This is a genomic window from Nostoc sp. (assembly GCF_036916655.1).
GTDB lineage: Bacteria > Cyanobacteriota > Cyanobacteriia > Cyanobacteriales > Nostocaceae > Nostoc.
Window position 1 is genome coordinate 77,466 of the sequence record NZ_JBALFY010000004.1, and the last position, 17,534, is coordinate 94,999.

The 17,534-nt window shown below is 43.4% G+C and carries 12 protein-coding genes and 1 pseudogene; 8 read left to right on the forward strand and 5 right to left on the reverse strand.

What is annotated here, in order from left to right:
* Nucleotides 1-21 precede the first annotated feature (21 nt).
* The gene (locus V7L31_RS00845) at nucleotides 22-585 is read right to left on the reverse strand and encodes a PadR family transcriptional regulator (RefSeq protein ID WP_334694501.1); all 564 of its coding nucleotides are present in this window, start codon (nucleotides 583-585) and stop codon (nucleotides 22-24) included.
* Between the two features lie 265 nt (nucleotides 586-850).
* Here V7L31_RS00845 and V7L31_RS00850 point away from each other — a divergent pair, with 265 nt between their 5' ends.
* From V7L31_RS00850 to V7L31_RS00860, 3 genes are all read left to right on the forward strand, one after another.
* Nucleotides 851-1,264 carry a hypothetical protein gene (locus V7L31_RS00850; RefSeq protein WP_334694502.1) on the forward strand — a complete coding sequence of 138 codons (414 nt, stop codon included), beginning with the start codon at nucleotides 851-853 and terminating at the stop codon, nucleotides 1,262-1,264.
* A 256-nt stretch (nucleotides 1,265-1,520) separates the two neighbouring features.
* Entirely contained in the window at nucleotides 1,521-2,495 is a 975-nt protein-coding gene (locus V7L31_RS00855) for a DNA polymerase III subunit delta' (RefSeq protein ID WP_334694503.1), read from the forward strand.
* Between the two features lie 505 nt (nucleotides 2,496-3,000).
* Complete coding sequence (locus tag V7L31_RS00860; RefSeq protein ID WP_334694504.1) at nucleotides 3,001-4,194, forward strand: Coenzyme F420 hydrogenase/dehydrogenase, beta subunit C-terminal domain; 1,194 nt, start codon at nucleotides 3,001-3,003, stop codon at nucleotides 4,192-4,194.
* A 171-nt stretch (nucleotides 4,195-4,365) separates the two neighbouring features.
* On the opposite strand, the gene V7L31_RS00865 is transcribed toward V7L31_RS00860, so the two are convergent.
* Nucleotides 4,366-6,306 carry an ABC transporter ATP-binding protein gene (locus V7L31_RS00865; RefSeq protein WP_334694505.1) on the reverse strand — a complete coding sequence of 647 codons (1,941 nt, stop codon included), beginning with the start codon at nucleotides 6,304-6,306 and terminating at the stop codon, nucleotides 4,366-4,368.
* Nucleotides 6,307-6,557: 251 nt separating this feature from the next.
* Here V7L31_RS00865 and V7L31_RS00870 point away from each other — a divergent pair, with 251 nt between their 5' ends.
* The gene (locus V7L31_RS00870) at nucleotides 6,558-6,752 is read left to right on the forward strand and encodes a DUF433 domain-containing protein (RefSeq protein WP_334694506.1); all 195 of its coding nucleotides are present in this window, start codon (nucleotides 6,558-6,560) and stop codon (nucleotides 6,750-6,752) included.
* Nucleotides 6,753-6,754: 2 nt separating this feature from the next.
* Here the strand turns inward: V7L31_RS00870 and V7L31_RS00875 are convergent.
* The 3 genes and pseudogenes from V7L31_RS00875 to ldpA all read right to left on the reverse strand — a co-directional run bounded on the left by V7L31_RS00875 (nucleotide 6,755) and on the right by ldpA (nucleotide 10,530).
* Nucleotides 6,755-7,363: pseudogene (locus tag V7L31_RS00875) on the reverse strand (hypothetical protein).
* A gap of 156 nt (nucleotides 7,364-7,519) precedes the next feature.
* A complete protein-coding gene (locus tag V7L31_RS00880) occupies nucleotides 7,520-9,253 on the reverse strand; it encodes a R3H domain-containing nucleic acid-binding protein (RefSeq protein WP_334694572.1) in 1,734 nt (577 codons plus the stop codon).
* An 83-nt stretch (nucleotides 9,254-9,336) separates the two neighbouring features.
* Nucleotides 9,337-10,530: a circadian clock protein LdpA gene (ldpA, locus tag V7L31_RS00885; protein WP_334694507.1), complete on the reverse strand. Its 1,194-nt coding sequence runs from the start codon at nucleotides 10,528-10,530 to the stop codon at nucleotides 9,337-9,339.
* A gap of 200 nt (nucleotides 10,531-10,730) precedes the next feature.
* Between ldpA and V7L31_RS00890 the strand changes: the two genes are divergently transcribed.
* The 4 genes from V7L31_RS00890 to V7L31_RS00905 all read left to right on the forward strand — a co-directional run bounded on the left by V7L31_RS00890 (nucleotide 10,731) and on the right by V7L31_RS00905 (nucleotide 17,470).
* Entirely contained in the window at nucleotides 10,731-14,594 is a 3,864-nt protein-coding gene (locus V7L31_RS00890) for a PAS domain S-box protein (protein WP_334694508.1), read from the forward strand.
* Between the two features lie 2 nt (nucleotides 14,595-14,596).
* On the forward strand, nucleotides 14,597-16,216 hold the full coding sequence (locus V7L31_RS00895; protein WP_334694509.1) for a hybrid sensor histidine kinase/response regulator: 1,620 nt from the start codon (nucleotides 14,597-14,599) through the stop codon (nucleotides 16,214-16,216).
* A gap of 86 nt (nucleotides 16,217-16,302) precedes the next feature.
* On the forward strand, nucleotides 16,303-16,512 hold the full coding sequence (locus tag V7L31_RS00900) for a hypothetical protein (protein ID WP_334694510.1): 210 nt from the start codon (nucleotides 16,303-16,305) through the stop codon (nucleotides 16,510-16,512).
* A gap of 172 nt (nucleotides 16,513-16,684) precedes the next feature.
* A complete protein-coding gene (locus tag V7L31_RS00905; protein ID WP_334694511.1) occupies nucleotides 16,685-17,470 on the forward strand; it encodes an RNA ligase family protein in 786 nt (261 codons plus the stop codon).
* The last annotated feature ends 64 nt before the right edge of the window (nucleotides 17,471-17,534 follow it).

Here is a 17,534-nt window from a genome sequence, read left to right on the forward strand (position 1 = left end):
TTGTAGTAAGCACTTTAGTTCTCAACTTTGCGAAGCGGTTTGATACGGCTTTTGCTGACTGATAAGTGCGATCGCTGTTTTCAACCAATCAATATAAGTCTCTTCTCTTCGGATCACCAACTCCAGCACCAGCCTTTGCATTACCTGTTCGCGGTTGGCAGATTCATCATCAAGTGATGGCAAATCGATGGTTTCACATTCAGCCAGCTTTTTGCTTCGAGCCGCCAATTGTTGCTCAAGTAGATGAATGATGGTTTCATTCGATAACTGATCTGCAAAATGCAACTGGACTAGCATTGGTTCTCGTACAGTCGGTAAGGGCTGATGAATTCCCAGCCATCGGCTAAATTCGGCTTTTCCTGGCTCCGTTACACTGTAAACTTTGCGGTTGGGGCGATCGTGCTGAATCTCAATGGTACAGGTAATCCAGCCTTGCTCAACTAGCTTATCGAGAGTTCTGTAAATTTGTGCCTGATCTGCTGGCCACAAATGGGCAATGCATTGATTAAAGCAGCTTGTTTTGAGGTCGTAGCCCGTCATTTCTTGCTGCTGAAGAAGACCTAAAATTACATTTGCTAGCGACATGAAGACGGTTTTCCCATAATTGATATTTTCTCGCTCAGTTCTACCTATGTATTTGTTATGAGTTTATGCTAATATATGATTAATCTAATATAAGATATAACGGCTATAAAAAGATATGTTGACTATAATGCTTCTTAGCAAGGAAACCTAATTGGTAAAAAACTCCACTCACAAGGGCATGGCGCATGGAGAAGAGTTAGCAATGCCCAATGCTTAGAAATTATTTAAGCCATTGAAGACTATTGTAACGAGAGGATGGGTAAAATTGACTTCTAACACACTTCTACAAAGAATACATCAACATCAATATCTGCGTGATTTACGAAACAAATTACTCCACCTTCACAAGATGTTGCTAGAGACAGAACGCATTGCCTACGAACAGGTTAGCGGACGAGTATCAAGCGGAGAACTTCTTCAGCTAGTTATCGCTCATGAGCAATTTGCTTGGCTACATCAGATTTCTGAGATAGTTGTGCAAGTTGATGAAATGCTGCAAGCAGATGAACCAATATTGCTGGAAGATTTCCAAAAATTGATTGCTGATGTCCGCACACTGATTGTACCGTTAGAAACTGGCAATACCTTCGAGAGAAAGTATTACAACGCTCTCCAGCGCGAACCTGGTGCGGTGTTGGCACATGCGGAGATATCCAGATTTCTCACGTCTAAGGTTTAAGGGTAAAAATTTCCATCAAAGCTACCATTATTTACCCAAGCAGTGCTGAGTAAAAGAGTAAGAATCATACTCAGCACTCCTGAACCAACATAAAAACTGACTAATGACTAAGGAACTTCCAAATAAAAAATGCTCAATTACTTCTTATGGGGTGGACGACACGAGCGCCAGTAGCCAAGGGCGGACAAGATGTCCACCCCACAAGATTGGATAATTTATTTGTTGGAAGTCCCTAATGACCAATGACTAATGACTAATGACCAATGACCCATTTGCGCCAGTTGTAGCACAACAGCAAGCCATAGAATTACTCACTCAGGCTGTCAAACAAAACCGGGTTCCTCCAGCCTACTTATTTGTGGGGCCAGATGGTGTCGGCAGAAGTTTAGCAGCCAGATGCTTTGTGGAATTGCTATTTTCTAGTGGGATGGAAGTTACTGCGTCTTTACAAAACCGTTTGCGTCAAGGTAATCACCCAGCTTTGTTGTGGGTGCAACCAACCTACCAACACCAAGGACAACGATTAACAGCAGCAGAAGCAGCCGAAAAAGGACTTAAGCGTAAAGCGCCACCTGTAATTCGACTAGAGCAAATTCGGGGAATTACAGAGTTTTTAGGTCGTCCGCCCTTAGAAGCGCCGAGAAATGTGGTAGTGCTGGAAGAAGCCCAAACAATGGCAGAAGCAGCAGCAAATGCTTTACTTAAAACCTTGGAAGAACCGGGACAGGCGACGTTAATTTTAATTGCACCTACACTTGAGTCTGTATTGCCGACTTTAGTATCACGCTGTCAACGGATTCCTTTTTATCGCTTAGATGCACAGTCTTTGGCTGTTGTACTCACACAAACAGGTCATCAGGAAATTTTGCAAAATCAAGCAGTATTGAGCATAGCAGCTGGTAGTGCCGGAAGTGCGATCGCATCTTATGAACAATTACAAGCTATTCCCCCTGAGTTACTCGAAGACTTGAAAAAAGCGCCTAAATCTTACCGTAACGCCTTAGAGTTAGCCAAAAAAATTGATAAGGATTTAGATACAGAAGCACAACTGTGGTTAGTTGATTATCTTCAGCAGTTCTACTGGCAGCAGTGGCATCAACCTAGTATCATCAACCAACTAGAACAAGCTCGTAAACACTTGCTTACTTACGCTCAACCACGGCTAGTTTGGGAATGTCTGCTTTTATCTGTGTATCAAAAATCAAATTCTATTTCTCCTACTCATCGCTGAGTGCGATTGTATTTCTATAGTTCCTCATAAAAGTCTCAGTACAATATTTAATTAATTCGTAGCGAAATAAATTACAGCAATTTTCATGTATTTGAACCACATCTGTCGTAGGGGCACGGCAATGCTCATTGGTGTCAACTTAAGCCAAAAATAGCGTACTCATTGAGTGTTGTTCACCCGCCAGCCCGCCAGGGAATATAATTCCCTGACTAATAGCGCAAGTCTACTGAAGTAAACTAGGGATTTTTGGCGATATTTTAGTCATCTTCAGATGACTTTAGCTATGAGATAGGGATTTACAATCCCTGGCGGACGTGCCGTTTCACGTTAAGTTGACACTAATGAGCAATGGCTTTGCCCCTACCTTGTGGTGAAAATAGCTGTAAGCAAAACTAAACTCTGCGTTTCAAAATATTACAATGTCTTGTTCATCCTCTAGCGTCAAGTTCATAGCGAGTGAAGGTATTGTAATAAAAGCGATTCCTGGATAAAACAAAAAATTTATATGACCTCAGTTTTTCCTCACAAAAAAGCCAGAGCCTTAAAATCTACCAGCCGCCGCCCTGCGAAAGAACTGTGTAGCGAGTGCGGACTATGCAATACATACTATATTCATTATGTCAAGGAAGCCTGTGCTTTTATTAATCAGCAAATAGGCGAACTTGAAGCAGAAACGCACACGCGATCGCGCCATCTCGAAAACCCTGATGAACTCTACTTTGGTGTTCATCAAGACATGATAGCGGCACGGAAACAACAACCCATCGAAGGCGCACAATGGACGGGTATTGTGAGCAGCATTGCCATTGAAATGCTTAATCGCGGCTTAGTTGAAGGTGTCGTCTGCGTGCAAAACACCAAAGAAGACCGCTTTCAACCCATGCCCATCATCGCCCGGACTCCAGAAGAAATACTAGCAGCGCGGGTAAATAAACCAACACTTTCTCCGAATCTTTCCGTGTTGGAACAGATAGAAAAATCGGGGATGAAACGACTATTAGTAATTGGCGTTGGTTGCCAAATTCAGGCATTACGAGCCGTAGAAAAACAACTTGGTTTAGAAAAGCTGTATGTTTTGGGTACACCCTGCGTAGATAATGTTAACCGCGCCGGACTGCAAAAATTCTTAGAAACCACCAGCCGATCGCCTGATACAGTTGTGCATTACGAATTCATGCAAGACTTCCGGGTTCACTTCAAACATGAGGATGGCTCATCAGAAACAGTGCCTTTCTTTGGCTTGAAGACTAACCAACTCAAAGATGTTTTTGCCCCATCTTGTATGAGTTGCTTTGATTACGTCAACTCCCTAGCCGATTTAGTCGTTGGCTACATGGGCGCACCCTTCGGCTGGCAATGGATTGTAGTGAGAAATGACACTGGTAAGGAAATGCTGGATTTGGTGAAAGATCAGTTAGATACTCAACCAGTGACATCTAAAGGCAACCGGAAGGAAGCTGTACAGCAAAGTATTCCTGCTTACGATAAAGGCGTTACCCTGCCAATGTGGGCAGCAAAACTGATGGGCGTGGTGATCGAAAAAATCGGCCCCAAGGGTTTAGAATATGCGCGGTTTTCCATTGATTCTCACTTTACTCGGAATTATTTGTATGTGAAGCGAAATCATCCAGAGAAATTAGAAGCGCACGTTCCAGAGTTTGCCAAGCGTATTGTCGGGCAATATAAGTTACCAGATTGAAGGAGGCAGGAGGTAGAAGGAAAACTCTTCTCCCTTGGGGACTTCCAACAAATCAATTATCCAATCTTGTGGGGTGGGCGTCTCGCCCGCCCATAGCCAAGGGCGGACAAGATGTCCACCCCACAAGAAGTAGTTGAGTATTTTATTATTTGGAGTTCCCTTGCTCCCTCCTTAGTTGTAACTACTAGCTTGACGAGTAAACATCAAGTGATACTGTCCGCCTAATGCGATGAGTTCTTCATGAGTGCCTACCTCGATAATTTGACCGTGTTCTAATACTATTACTCGGTCTGCTAATTTGGCTAAGGCGAGGCGATGACTGACTACAACGGCTATTCTCCCCTTGGCCAAGGTACGCAAAATATTGTAAATCTCATGTTCTGTTTTTGGATCGAGGTTCGCTGTTGGCTCATCAAGTATGAGTAGTTCGGCTGGAGATAGTCGCAACAAAGCACGAGCGATCGCTAACCTCTGCCATTGTCCCCCAGATAGATCAATACCGCCTTCTAGCTGTTTGCCTAAAAGGGTTTCTAAACCTTGATCTAGCTTCTCAATTACTCTCGCCAAACCAGCCTCAGCGATCGCTTCGGTAATCGCGTCATCATCCTGCATTTTCGGTAAATTTCCAAAGGCAACATTTTCGCGCACGGTAGTCGGAAAACGAGCGTAATCTTGCATAACGACATCAATCCGCGATCGCAATTCTTCTAAGGGTAGCGATCGTAATTCTTGCCCATTCCAAATAATCGCACCTTGGCTAGGATCGTAAAGGCGACATAATAGCTTGGCTAATGTGGTCTTACCAGCACCATTCTCACCCACTAGTACAATCATCTCGTTGGGATGAATCATCAGGTTGATGTTTTTCAAGGTTGCGCGGTCGCTATTGGGATAGGTAAAAGATAAATTTTTGATGTCAATACCTGTCTGCAATGTTTCAGACTTAGTTATATTCAAACGCGATAAAACTTGCCGACGATCAGATGAATTATTGCCATTTATTTCAAAGTTCCGATTGTTAGCAGCCGATTTCTTGACTTCTCCCAATGCTTTCTCTGATTGCAACTCTACATGAGAATGGGATAACTGCGGCTCTAACTCCAAAAGCTGGAAAATAGGCGTTGTTGCCAGTGCAATATTGTATAACTCTGATCCGCCAGACATCAAATTCTCCAAACTTCGACGCACTTCTAAAATTATCCCAGTGTAAAGCGCCAAATCCCCCAAAGTATGGGTTCTACCTAGCACTCCCTGGACTATGTATATATATGGTAATGCCAAGCCTAAGCCACTCAATAAAGACCAGCCAATAACTGCTGTTGTCCCCCGACGGCGGATCTGTTCCATTGCTCTAAAAATGGTACGGTAAAGTCCATGCCAACGTTCTAGCAGTAAAGGTTGCAAGCTAAATAAGCGTATTTCTTTGGCGTATGTCTCTCCAGTTAAAACCGTCTTGTATAAGTTCATTTCCCGAAGAACACTCGCTTGGGTTCTTTCTACTCCCCAAGCTTGCTTACGGTATTTCATCTGCACATACATTACAGGGGTAACGCAGCTAAATAAAATTATTGGTACCCACCAAGCAAGGGAGGCTGAAAGCAGTATGGCTGGAATGAAGATGAAAATTCCCTCTAACAGCGTTACAAGCCTGAGACAAAGTTCTGGAAGTCGTTGTACTCCCTTTTCAGTCAACTGCACCAAATTCAGCAAATCGGGTGTTTCAAACAGGGCAATATCTTCAAAAGTGGCAACCTTCTCAATTACTTGTCCTTGGACAAAGCCAGAAATGCGATCGCGCAAGGATGTATATACAAAAGCATTGATGTTAGCGATCGCATCACTCACCAAATTTACTAGCAATGAACCTGCAATACTGGAAAGTAGTAGAGGTTGAGCAAGTATCAAGGCGATCGTATTCTGCGTTGTCCCCACACTCAATAAGCGGGTAATTTCATCAATGATTACCTTGTTGAGCCAAATGGCGATCGCTGGGCCTGCACCACCCACTAACGCCAGGATTGTTACATGGCGTAGCTCCTTTGGAACTACCTGAATCACCGTTGCCACACTCCGGCGAAATGCTTGGAATGGAGAAATTTCTATGATTTGCATATATTTTAAAGTAGCAAATAATAGCAAAATTCCCAGACAGACGTTGTGATCTGAATTTCAATAAGTAGGGAGCAATAAATTAGCGCGTGTACGCACTATAATTAAACTGCAAGCCAGATGCACGCAGAGAAACATGGAAAAACTTGATCGCATCACGCTTACGGCAGTTTTCATGTATTTAGACCACAATTATGAGACCTAACCCCCAAGAAAATCAAAGCCTCTCTCCTACAAGGAGAGAGGTCTAATTTGTGGTTCATGTACCTGAAAATCGCTGTAATCCTAATATTTGCTTGGGGCAACCGACAATTCGGGGTATGCGAATCACTGTTAGTGTCATCCTCAAGATGCTAGCGAATAGTAAGTCCGTGACAGAGGTATTACAAGCCTATCCAGAACTCGAAGCTGAGGATATTCAACAGGCACTCAATCTTGGCGAAACTTAAAATTAAGTTGATTGTGACCGAATCATCCACGCCAAAGTACCTAATATTTTCTCTACTGGCGGAATTAAATATTCAGTTAAATCAATAGTTATAGTGCTATCCTCCAACTTAAGAAAAGTCCACAAATTACCACTAGTAACACAACCGTAGATAGTCGCAATAGGTTTTTCGTATTTGAAATTAAACCTTTGGGCGGCAATCATTTCTGCGATACACTGTCCTAAACCACCTTTAAGATTTTCCTTTTTGGCTTCGACAATCACCACTGCTGGAGCTTCAATAAATAACTGTTCTGGCGAAATGCTAATCAGAAAGTCGCAAAATCCCGCCAGTCCAACTTCTGGTTCAACGTTAAATTCTTCTCCCGAAAAAAAACTGATTTGTCTATTGAGAATTTTTCAGACTTCAAACAATATTGGACTGATAATCAATTCTGATCTAGCTTTCTCAGAACCCATTGCAATTGCTAGCTGGATACTTTCTGCTAAAAATTCAGCCAGTAGGGGACTAGGTGAAATTGGTTCTATAGGAGGTAAAAATCGCCCACCTTCTACTAAGGTGAGATTAAAGTCTTGTTTTACTTTTCTTAAAGAAAACTCTCTATAGGACATCAAGTGTCTCCTAATACTCCATCAAGCCAACAATACTTGGTAACACAGATTTTTATTTCTCTCTTTTACTTCTTTCTTCTTTGCGAGACGCTAACGCGTATGCGGTTTGTTTCCTAACCCCTCTTTGCACTGCGAAGAGGGGTTAGGGCTAAAAAGTTACGCCGGATAAATCCGCAATCTGCGATTTGGTTCTTCACCAAAACTATGCGACTTGAGGCGATAATGTTCTACCAACTCATGTTGCATTTTGCGGACTTGGGGAGAACGCGGCAATAACTCGACTGGCTGTCCTTTTGGAATCACAATTTGCTCAACAGCAAGTCTAGCTTCTTCCAAGGCATCCATCTCATCATCGCTACCATTGTGCAAAAATAATTGCAGTTCAAGGTCATCGGCCATTTCTGGGTCGTCGATGTTCAGCAACCGCCGCAAACCACGGGTAATTTGGGGAATGGTGCTGGACTTAATCACGTGGATGGGTACATGACGCGCTTTGGCCATTTGGCGTAATTTGGCGTGGTTTTTGACGTGCGATCGCAGTGCTAAAATTGCATCTGCACTATCTATGTCTTTTGTCAATACCACGGGCAAAGTTAGTACACTAATCACCTGTTCCAATTGGTGACGGCTAACGCCATAAGGGTAAACGTGCAATGGTAAATCTTCGCCATTCGGCCCTGGCTGTCTGGTAGCAGCAGCCAAATCAATGCTTTCAGAATAATTGAAAGATTCATCCAGCAAACGATCGAACTCACTGCGTCCAGTTACGCGCTCTACAGGCAATTGTGGCAGTGCTACCATTTGTCCAGATGAACGCCAGCCATTAGAAGGCCGTGCCGGCGGGAAAGATTCTTCCACTGTCCCTAGCTGACCACCGCGACCATTGACAACCGCTAACTGGCGGGTAACACCAATTTTGCCCTGGTCATCAACAGTTCTCGTTTGTGGAGTCGGCTGACGACCCCGCAACAGATTATCTACGGTGTCAGCAACACTTTCATGTACTGTCCAGCGTTGACGTTCCAACATTTCCACAGCAATCTCAAAGGTAGGCGGGGCTTTCCGCTCCAAAACAGTCTTTTGAGAGCCTCGCCGTCTAGCTTCATCGTCTCCCAGCGTCACAGCTTGGATACCCCCAACTAAATCAGCCAGAGTGGGGTTTTTAATCAGATTTTCGATCTGATTCCCGTGGGCAGTACCTACTAACTGTACACCCCGTTCTGCAATAGTACGAGCTGCTAAAGCTTCCAGTTCCGTGCCAATTTCATCAATGACAATGACTTCTGGCATGTGGTTCTCCACTGCCTCAATCATCACCTGATGCTGTTGATTTGGATGAGCTACCTGCATCCGCCGAGCGCGACCAATGGCGGGGTGAGCAACATCACCATCCCCAGCGATTTCGTTGGAGGTGTCAATAATTACCACTCGCTTATTTAGATCGTCTGCCAAAACACGGGCGATTTCCCGTAAGGCGGTAGTTTTGCCCACGCCTGGACGCCCCAGCATGAGAATCGATTTACCAGTTTCTACCAAATCGCGGATCATACCAATGGTTCCGAATATCGCCCGACCAACGCGACAGGTCAAGCCAATAATCTTACCCGTGCGGTTGCGGATGGCACTGATCCGATGCAAAGTTTGCTCAATTCCTGCCCGATTATCTCCGCCAAAGATTCCGACTCGTTGAATGCAATCATCTATCTGTTCTTGAGTAACGGGTACTTCGCTCAAATACTCAGCTTGATTAGGAAAGCGAGCCTCTGGGCGACGACCCAAATCCAAGACTACTTCTACTAAACTATCTCGTTTGGGATGACTCTCTAGTACTTGTCGCAGGTCTTGGGGCAAAATGTCTAATAACTTTTGGAGATCGTCTGTAATCGTCATGCTTTCTATGGTGACGTTTTTAGAGATAGCGAGGACGTTTGCGTGCAGGAGTACCCGCCCTGGGTATTTTTCCGAACGAGCAATTAATGCTCCTGCTGTGACTTGATCTGGGAAACGAGAGAATGGGCAAGTTCTACAGCTTGCCAAAGTAATACATCATCTTCTTCTAGGCGAAGATGCGCCTTCACATTAGTGTTACTTACCTCCTTATTCTCTAACTTTTCGAGAATTGGTGACAGCAGTACACGGGCGTAGCTACCGTAGGCGACCCCAGAAATGGAGGCAGAGGGGCAGAGGGGCAGAGGGGCAGAGGGGTGGAGGGGCAGAGGGGCAGAGGAGAAAATTTCTTCTGTCTCCCCTGCTCCCCTGCTCCCTTGTTCCCCTGCTCTCTTCAGCAATCCCATTGCCTTTAACTTAGCAACGGTATAGCTATTTGTGCCGCCTGCTAACTGCACATATCCCGGTAACTTAGCTGCCAAAACTTTTTGCCCTAATTTCACCGCAGCTATTGTGGTGCCATCGCCAATATCACCACTCATAGAACGACCATCGGTTTGCCAAATTAAAGCACTTTTGAGTGGGGCAATCAGGTTATAGATAGCTCTTAGGTAGTCAGTCATTCCCTCGCCATCGGGACAACTGATGGCTAGTAACTTTAGTTGATCGGCCCACGGTGAAATTGCTTGCCATAATTGTTCAAATTCTGCCAACCGCCCGACTTTTGTATGGATTTCTACGGCATCTACTCCCGTTGACATTACCAATGGCGCGATCGCTCCCGGCGTTGACATATATGAATTTGTATAAATTATATCATAAGGACAAATTGGTATACAACGACCACAGCCGTAGCATTTTTCGGATACTACTCCCGAAAAGTCTTCTTTTGTACTGTTAAATACAATTGCTTGTGCTGGGCAAATCCGTTCACATGGTCTAGAGCAGTCTATCGGACACTCAGTAGGATTAAATTCTGCTTTCCGAAAATGGGGGTCTTCTCCATCATTGAGGCTGACCATCAAAAAGGGTGAGTTACCTTTATAGTCAAACCCTCGTTTTTGGGCATCTTTAGCCAGAGATTTGGCTACAAGTAGCCCTGCTTGCGCTGCTGCAATTACTGCCGGATCAGCTGCAACATCTATGCAGTCAGCGCCCGCCAAAGTATAGGCTAACGTTAAACTTCTGACTGCCGGCAAATGCTGGAAGCTGGCTCCGCAGATCAGCTTGAACCAGTCACCTTGTTTGAGAGATTGTAAAGGGGCGAACAGATCAGTCACTATTCCATTATGCGTTTATACGACTGAAAATAGTAGTCTGTGATCAAGAAAAAGTCTGTATTTTCTGATTTTGGGGATTGGGGACTGGGGACTGGGGACTGGGGACTGGGGATTGGGGACTGGGGATCAGTTATTAATTATTCTCCTCTGCTCCTCTGCTCACCAATCCCGCACTTGGGTTAGGAAGGAGGTCAAGATACATGACAACTGTATTTTTTGTGGAAGACTCTGCCGAAGACAGAGTTGTATATCGACGCTTCCTGGAGCGGGATGAGCAGTACAGCTACGATATTTACGAATTTGAGTCTGGCGAGAAGGCACTACAAGGCTGTCAAGAGAAAATACCGGATGTAATTCTATTAGACTACCGATTGCCAGATATAGATGGGTTGGAATTTATCAATCAGCTACAACGGCAAACCCAAGGTAGCCAGATATCTGTGATTATGTTAACTGGGCAGGGGGACGAAACGATCGCAGTCCAAGCGATCAAAAATGGGGCGCAAGATTATCTAGTCAAGGGAAAATTGACCCCTGATAATTTACGTCGAGCGGTTCATGGAGCGATCGAGCAGATGCAGCTAATGCGGCAGCTAAAACAACAACACGAACAACACGCTATCCAACAAGCCCAACTCTACCAAAATCTCCAAACCCTCAATACCGAGTTAGAAGCTAAAGTACAGGAGCGTACTGCCAAACTGCATCAAAGTGAAGAAAAACTCCGGCAAAGTGAAGCACTGCTAGCCACTACTCAACAAATCGCCCATGTAGGCAGTTGGGAATTGAATTTAGCAACGAAAAAGCGCTCTTGGTCAATGGAAACCTTTCGCATCTCTGGTCTAAATCCCACTCAAAGCGAACCCGACCAAGCAGAATTTCTCCAAATAATTCATCCAGACGATCGCGCCTTAATCAAGGCCCAACTCGAAAAGACAATCGCCCAAATAACCCCTTTCAATCTTGAGTATCGAATTATCCGGTCTGATGGTTCAGTGCGCTACGTTGAGTCGAAAGCAGAAATCGCCTATGACCCTCAAGGGCAGCCAGTTAGGCTATTGGGAGCAGTTATAGATATTACAGAACGAAAACAAACTGAATTAGAAATTATTCGTAGTCGTGACCTGTTAGAAGCTATTTATAATGAATCCGCTGATGCACTTTTTTTGGTAGATGTCGAAACATTACTGATCGCTGACTGTAACGATCGAGCAGTGGAGCTATTTGCAGCCTCTAGTAAAGCTGAATTAATTAACATTGAAGGCAACACTCTGCAAAAACAACCCTTTACTTCCGATGAGATTGCCACCTTTATGGAAGAAATTAACCAGCAAGGGTTTTGGAGTCGGGAAATTGAATATATTACTAAGCAGGGCAAACCCTTTTGGGGAAACATCGCAGCCAAACAAATTAGAGTTGCTGGTGCTGTGATGCAATTGGTACGAATCACGGATATTACTGCCCGGAAGTATGGTGAAGAAGAACACCAACGGGCAGAAATAGCTCTTCGAGAAAGCGAGGAACGACTACAATTAGCCCTTGAGGCTTCTGGGGATGGTTTGTGGGACTGGAACATTTTCACTAAAGAGGTGTATTACAGCCCGCGCTATTTAGAAATGCTTGGATACAGCTTTGATGAACTCCCACAGGATTGTAGTACTTGGAAGCGATTAGTTCATCCAGAGGATTTACCTTGGGTTGAGAAAATTTTGGCAGATCACCTCAAGGACAGTTCAGTACCCTACAAATTTGACTATCGACTTCAAACTAAGTCGGGTGAATACAAATGGATTGCTGACTACGGCAAAGTTGTTATGCGAGATGGACAGGGGAACCCTCTGCGAATGACTGGTACTCATCGGGATATCAGCGATGTTTACGACGAGCTGAACTTACGCAAACAAGCCGAAGCAGCTTTAGCCAAAAGTGAAGAACAACTAAGGTTGACGCTGGAATTTAACCACATCGGTATCTGGGATTGGAATGTTCAAACAGGTAAAGTTATCTGGAACGACAACCATTATCGTTTGTTGGGTTTAGAGCCAGAAATATCACCAGCTAGTTATCAGCTATGGCGCAATTGTGTTCATCCAGAGGATGTTGAGCAAATTGAACAGGCTGTATCAAATGCACTGGCACAACAGACTAATTTTCAAGGTGAATATCGAGTGATTTATCCTAATGGCAGTGTTCACTGGCTCACAGGGAAAGGGCGTGGCGTTTACAACGAAGCAGGCGAACCTACACGGATGTTAGGAGTAATTATTAATACTAGTGAGCGTAGGCAGGCAGAAGCAGCGCTACAAGAAAGTGAAGCCAGGTTCCAGGCATTTATGAACAACAGCCCAGTGTTAGCCTGGATAACTGATAGCGATGGACGTGTACTTTATCTAAACCAAACATACCTGCGGACATTTAACTTACTACCCGAACAGGTGATTGGGCAATCGATTTTTGATCTTTATCCAGCGGAAATTGCTCGGCAACATTTCGCTCACATTCAGACAGTCTCACAGACAAATCTGGTACTTGAGGTGCTTGAAGTTGCTCCCCGTCCAGATGGCACTCTTGGAGAATTCTTGGTATACAAGTTTCCAATTTTGGGATTGTCTGCACAAAAACTAGTGGGTAGGGTGGCGATTGACATCACAGAACGCAAGATTTTGGAGCGAGAACTGGCTCACAAGCAAAAGTTATTGGATACCTTTATCAATAGCGCACCCGTTGGTATATCCATTCTGGATAGGGAACTGCGCTATTCATTAATTAATGAAGCATTAGCAGAAATTAATGGCATTCCCGCAGCGGTACATATTGGTAAGACACCGTGGGAAATCGTCCCTGACATAGCACAAAAGCAAGAGCAAGTCTTTCAACATGTCTTGATAACGGGTGAGCCAATTCTGGATTTGGAAATCAGTGGAGAAACCCCAAAACTTCCAGGTGTAATCAGGACTTGGCTAGCTTCTTATTTTCCAATTCAGTCTGAAGCTGATGAACCCATTAGCATAGGCGTTGTGGTAGTTGAAATCAGCGATCGCAAACGTACTGAACAGATGTTAGAGTTGCAAGCAGTCATCACTCGCAACATGGCAGAAGGAATTTGCCTAGTTCGTGCTACAGATGGCGTGTTTGTCTACGCCAATCCTAAATTCGAGCAGATGTTTGGCTATGAACCTGGTGAATTAATCGGTAAGCATGTGTCGATTGTCAACTATGGTGATGAAAATAATACGCCCGAAGATGTTCATCAGGTGCTTAGAACTGTTATTTTGGAACACGGTGAAGCAACCTATGAAGTCCATAATCTTAAAAAAGATGGCACTCCATTCTGGTGTAGTGCTACCGCTTCCATTTTTGAACATCCTGAATATGGAAGTGTCATTGTGGCTATCCAACAAGATATCACCGAGCAAAAGCAAGCGGAGGAAAAAATCAAAGCCTCTCTGAAAGAAAAGGAAGTATTACTCAAAGAAATTCATCATCGTGTTAAAAATAATTTAGGAATTGTCAGTAGTTTGCTGCAAATGCAGTGCAGACGTACACAAGATCCTGTAGTGACAGCTATTTTACGCGATAGCCAAAACCGTATCGCCTCTATTGCTCTAGTTCATGAAAAATTATACCGCTCTCAAGACCTCGCTGATATTGATTTTGCTCAATATATTCCAGATTTAACAACTCATTTATTTGATTCTTATAACGTCAGTTCCAGTAAAATCAAACTGAAAATTCAAGTTGATGGTGCTAGCCTAGACATCGAAACCGCTATTCCTTGTGGCTTGATTATCAACGAACTAGTTTCTAATGCTTTGAAATACGCTTTTATTGGTAATCGTGGCGGCGAAATTCAGGTCAAATTTTTTCAAGAATCAGACGGCACTTTGATACTAATTATTAGAGATAATGGTGTTGGCTTACCTGAAAACTTTGATAGCAATCAAGCTAAAACACTCGGCATAACTCTTGTACAGGGTTTAGTCAAGCAGCTAAGGGGAAAGCTCGAAATTGACTCTCAGCAGGGAACGCAGTTCAAAATTATTTTTACAAACGGCCGGACGTAAACATGATTGGTATCCCATCAGACACCCAGACAAAGGAGAAAATTAAAGTCCTTGTTGTTGAAGATGAATATATTCTCGCTATAAATTTACAAGAGAGTTTAGAGTCTTTGGGATATGTTGTTTTAGATATCGCTGACTCTGCCGAAGGAGCAATTGCAAAAGCAACTGAACTACGACCAAACTTAGTTTTGATGGATATTAGATTACGGGGTGAAATGGACGGCATTCAGGCAGCAGAGCAAATTTGGAATAATTTGCAAATTCCAGTTATCTACGTCACAGGTCACTCGGATCAGAGTACTGTAGAACGGGCAACGCTAACATCCCCCTTTGGATATATTCTCAAACCTATTAAGGAACAAGAACTTTACGTTGCCATTCAAACAGCTCTTAATCGTTACGATCGCGAGCAATTTTTGAGTTCTGTGCTTCGAGAAATGGGTGATGGAGTAATTGTAGTCGATACTGAATTAGATGTTAAGTACATTAATCCTATAGCTGAAGCCTTGACAGGGTGGCGATGGAATGAAGCTAAAGACAAGATGTTAACTGAAGTTATTCAACTCATTGACGAACAAACCCAGCTTTCGGTAGAAAATCCAATTCTTGCAGCCCTCGAACAAGAAACTATTGTCCATCTAGCTAGTGGCGTTTTACTCGTTGCCAAAGACGGAACAGTTACACCTGTAACTGACAGCGCTACTCCCCTGAGAAATAACAGTGGTGTAATTACAGGAGCCGTATTGGTTTTTCGGGATGATACGCAACGACGACTAATCGAAGAACGCAATCTCGCTGCTGAACGTGCTAGACAACTAGAAATTCAAGTGGCAGAACTTCAACGGCTGAACCAGTTGAAAGAAGATTTTTTGGCAACTACCTCTCATGAAATGCGAACACCCTTGTCAAACATCAAAATGACAATCTCCGTGCTAGAAAATATTCTGGAACAACTGGGTGTTTTAAATTTAAAAGCACTTTCTCCATCTGAATCTGTAGCCCGCTACTTAGCTATCCTGCGCGATCAGTGCGAACGAGAGCTAGATTTAGTAGACAATTTGCTGCACATGCGAATGATTGATGCAAATGTCTATCCATTAGAATTAACTTCAATTCAACTCCAAAACTGGCTGCCTCACGTTGCCGAATATTTTCAAGAACGTGCCCAAGCTAGGCAACAGTCTTTTCAAGTGAATGTTTCCCCAAATTTACCACCTTTAGTTTCAGACTTGGCTAGCCTGACCGAAATTGTCTCAGAGTTACTCAACAATGCTTGTAAATACACTCCGCCCGATGGACAGATTACGGTAGATGTTCAGGTAATTGACACCGCAAAAAGTCTCATCAATGAGGATACTGAATCTGGTATATTAGCCGAGCTTCAAGTTCCTTACTTTCAAATTACAATTAGCAATTCTGGGGCGATCATCCCCAAACAAGAACAATCTCGAATCTTTGAGGCGTTTTACCGGATTCCTCAAAGCGATCGCTGGCAACAAAGCGGCACAGGATTAGGTTTAGCATTAGTTAAGAAGTTAGTTGAATATCTTCAAGGTACGATTAAAGTTATCAGTTCTCAGGGCTGGACAAGGTTTACAGTTCAACTGCCATTGAGTTTGTAATGGCATTAGTCATTAGTCATTAGTCATTAGACCTATCCTTAATATAAAAATAATGAAATAATCAAAAGAAACTATAAATAATCAAAGTGTTACGCGCACGTAAGCGATTAGAAGGAAGTTGTAACGCTAGAGCGATCGCTGTCACATCCAATGGTATTGAAAGTCTTACGGCTCAATTCTGGGGTGTGGAACCTGAACCAGATACTAGAGCCAAGTTAATGAAATCGTTGGGGCAAGCATATTGCAAAGCTAAACATTCAAACGCTACCTCAAACTGTGAAATATATGTATTATAAGAATACTACTCTTGGAAATCTGCGGTAAAGGCTTATGTAGTCCCTGGTATCAATCAAACTTACTTCAATGGCGAATGGTAACAATCCTTAGATAACGGACTCTAGGAGAATTACTTGTTCGTGAAAATTTGCCAAGAAATTATTTGATTGCAGTCACCAAGGCAGAAAAGTCATGGAACAAATTTATAAATATCCGCGTACCCATCACATTGAGGGTTCGCGCTTGCAACCTGGGGATGAAGACCTCAATAGCATTCCTTTTAGTGCGATTAAAAACCAGTATGTAGTAGTTGAAGAAAAAGTTGATGGTGCAAACGCAGCTATTAGCTTTACTTCTGATGGACAAATTCGATTGCAAAGCCGGGGACACTACTTAACTGGTGGGACGCGAGAAAAGCACTTTAATTTATTTAAACAGTGGGCACACACTCACGCAGCAGCATTTTGGGAAGTTTTGGGAAGTCGTTTTATTCTCTTTGGAGAATGGCTGTATGCCAAGCACACGGTTTTTTACGATGCTTTACCGCACTACTTTCTAGAATACGATGTGCTGGATTTAGAAAAGCAAGTTTTTCTGTCCACTAAAAACCGTCAGCAGTTACTTGCTGGGCTACCTCTAGTTTCTGTACCCATATTGTTTGCTGGTGAACTCCAATCTTACAAGCAACTTATTGAGTTGGTGGGTGAATCGCATTATCAAACTGCTGCACATTTACAACGTTTCCAGCAAATTTGTCAGGAACTTGGACTTGATGTTGAGCGTTCCCTGAAACAAACTGACCAAAGTTCTTTGATGGAAGGTTTATACATCAAAGTTGAGCCGAGACATATCGTTACTCATCGGTATAAATATGTGCGTTCCAGCTTTTTAACAACCATTCTGCAATCGGATGGGCATTGGCTGAACCGCCCAATAATACCAAATCAGTTGTGCATCGCTGCTGATTTGTTCGGATGACCTTCTAGACTTTGTGGCGACAGTTGATAAAGGTCATTAAAAATACAAAATAAACAAGTAAATT

Coding starts and splice junctions, on each gene's coding strand:
- V7L31_RS00890 (WP_334694508.1), top strand. CDS start 10,731: ATGACAACTGTATTTTTTGTGGAAGACTCTGCCGAAGACAGAGTTGTA.
- V7L31_RS00855 (WP_334694503.1), top strand. CDS start 1,521: ATGACCAATGACCCATTTGCGCCAGTTGTAGCACAACAGCAAGCCATA.
- V7L31_RS00880 (WP_334694572.1), bottom strand. CDS start 9,253: ATGACGATTACAGACGATCTCCAAAAGTTATTAGACATTTTGCCCCAA.
- V7L31_RS00865 (WP_334694505.1), bottom strand. CDS start 6,306: ATGCAAATCATAGAAATTTCTCCATTCCAAGCATTTCGCCGGAGTGTG.
- V7L31_RS00895 (WP_334694509.1), top strand. CDS start 14,597: ATGATTGGTATCCCATCAGACACCCAGACAAAGGAGAAAATTAAAGTC.
- V7L31_RS00845 (WP_334694501.1), bottom strand. CDS start 585: ATGTCGCTAGCAAATGTAATTTTAGGTCTTCTTCAGCAGCAAGAAATG.
- V7L31_RS00860 (WP_334694504.1), top strand. CDS start 3,001: ATGACCTCAGTTTTTCCTCACAAAAAAGCCAGAGCCTTAAAATCTACC.
- V7L31_RS00905 (WP_334694511.1), top strand. CDS start 16,685: ATGGAACAAATTTATAAATATCCGCGTACCCATCACATTGAGGGTTCG.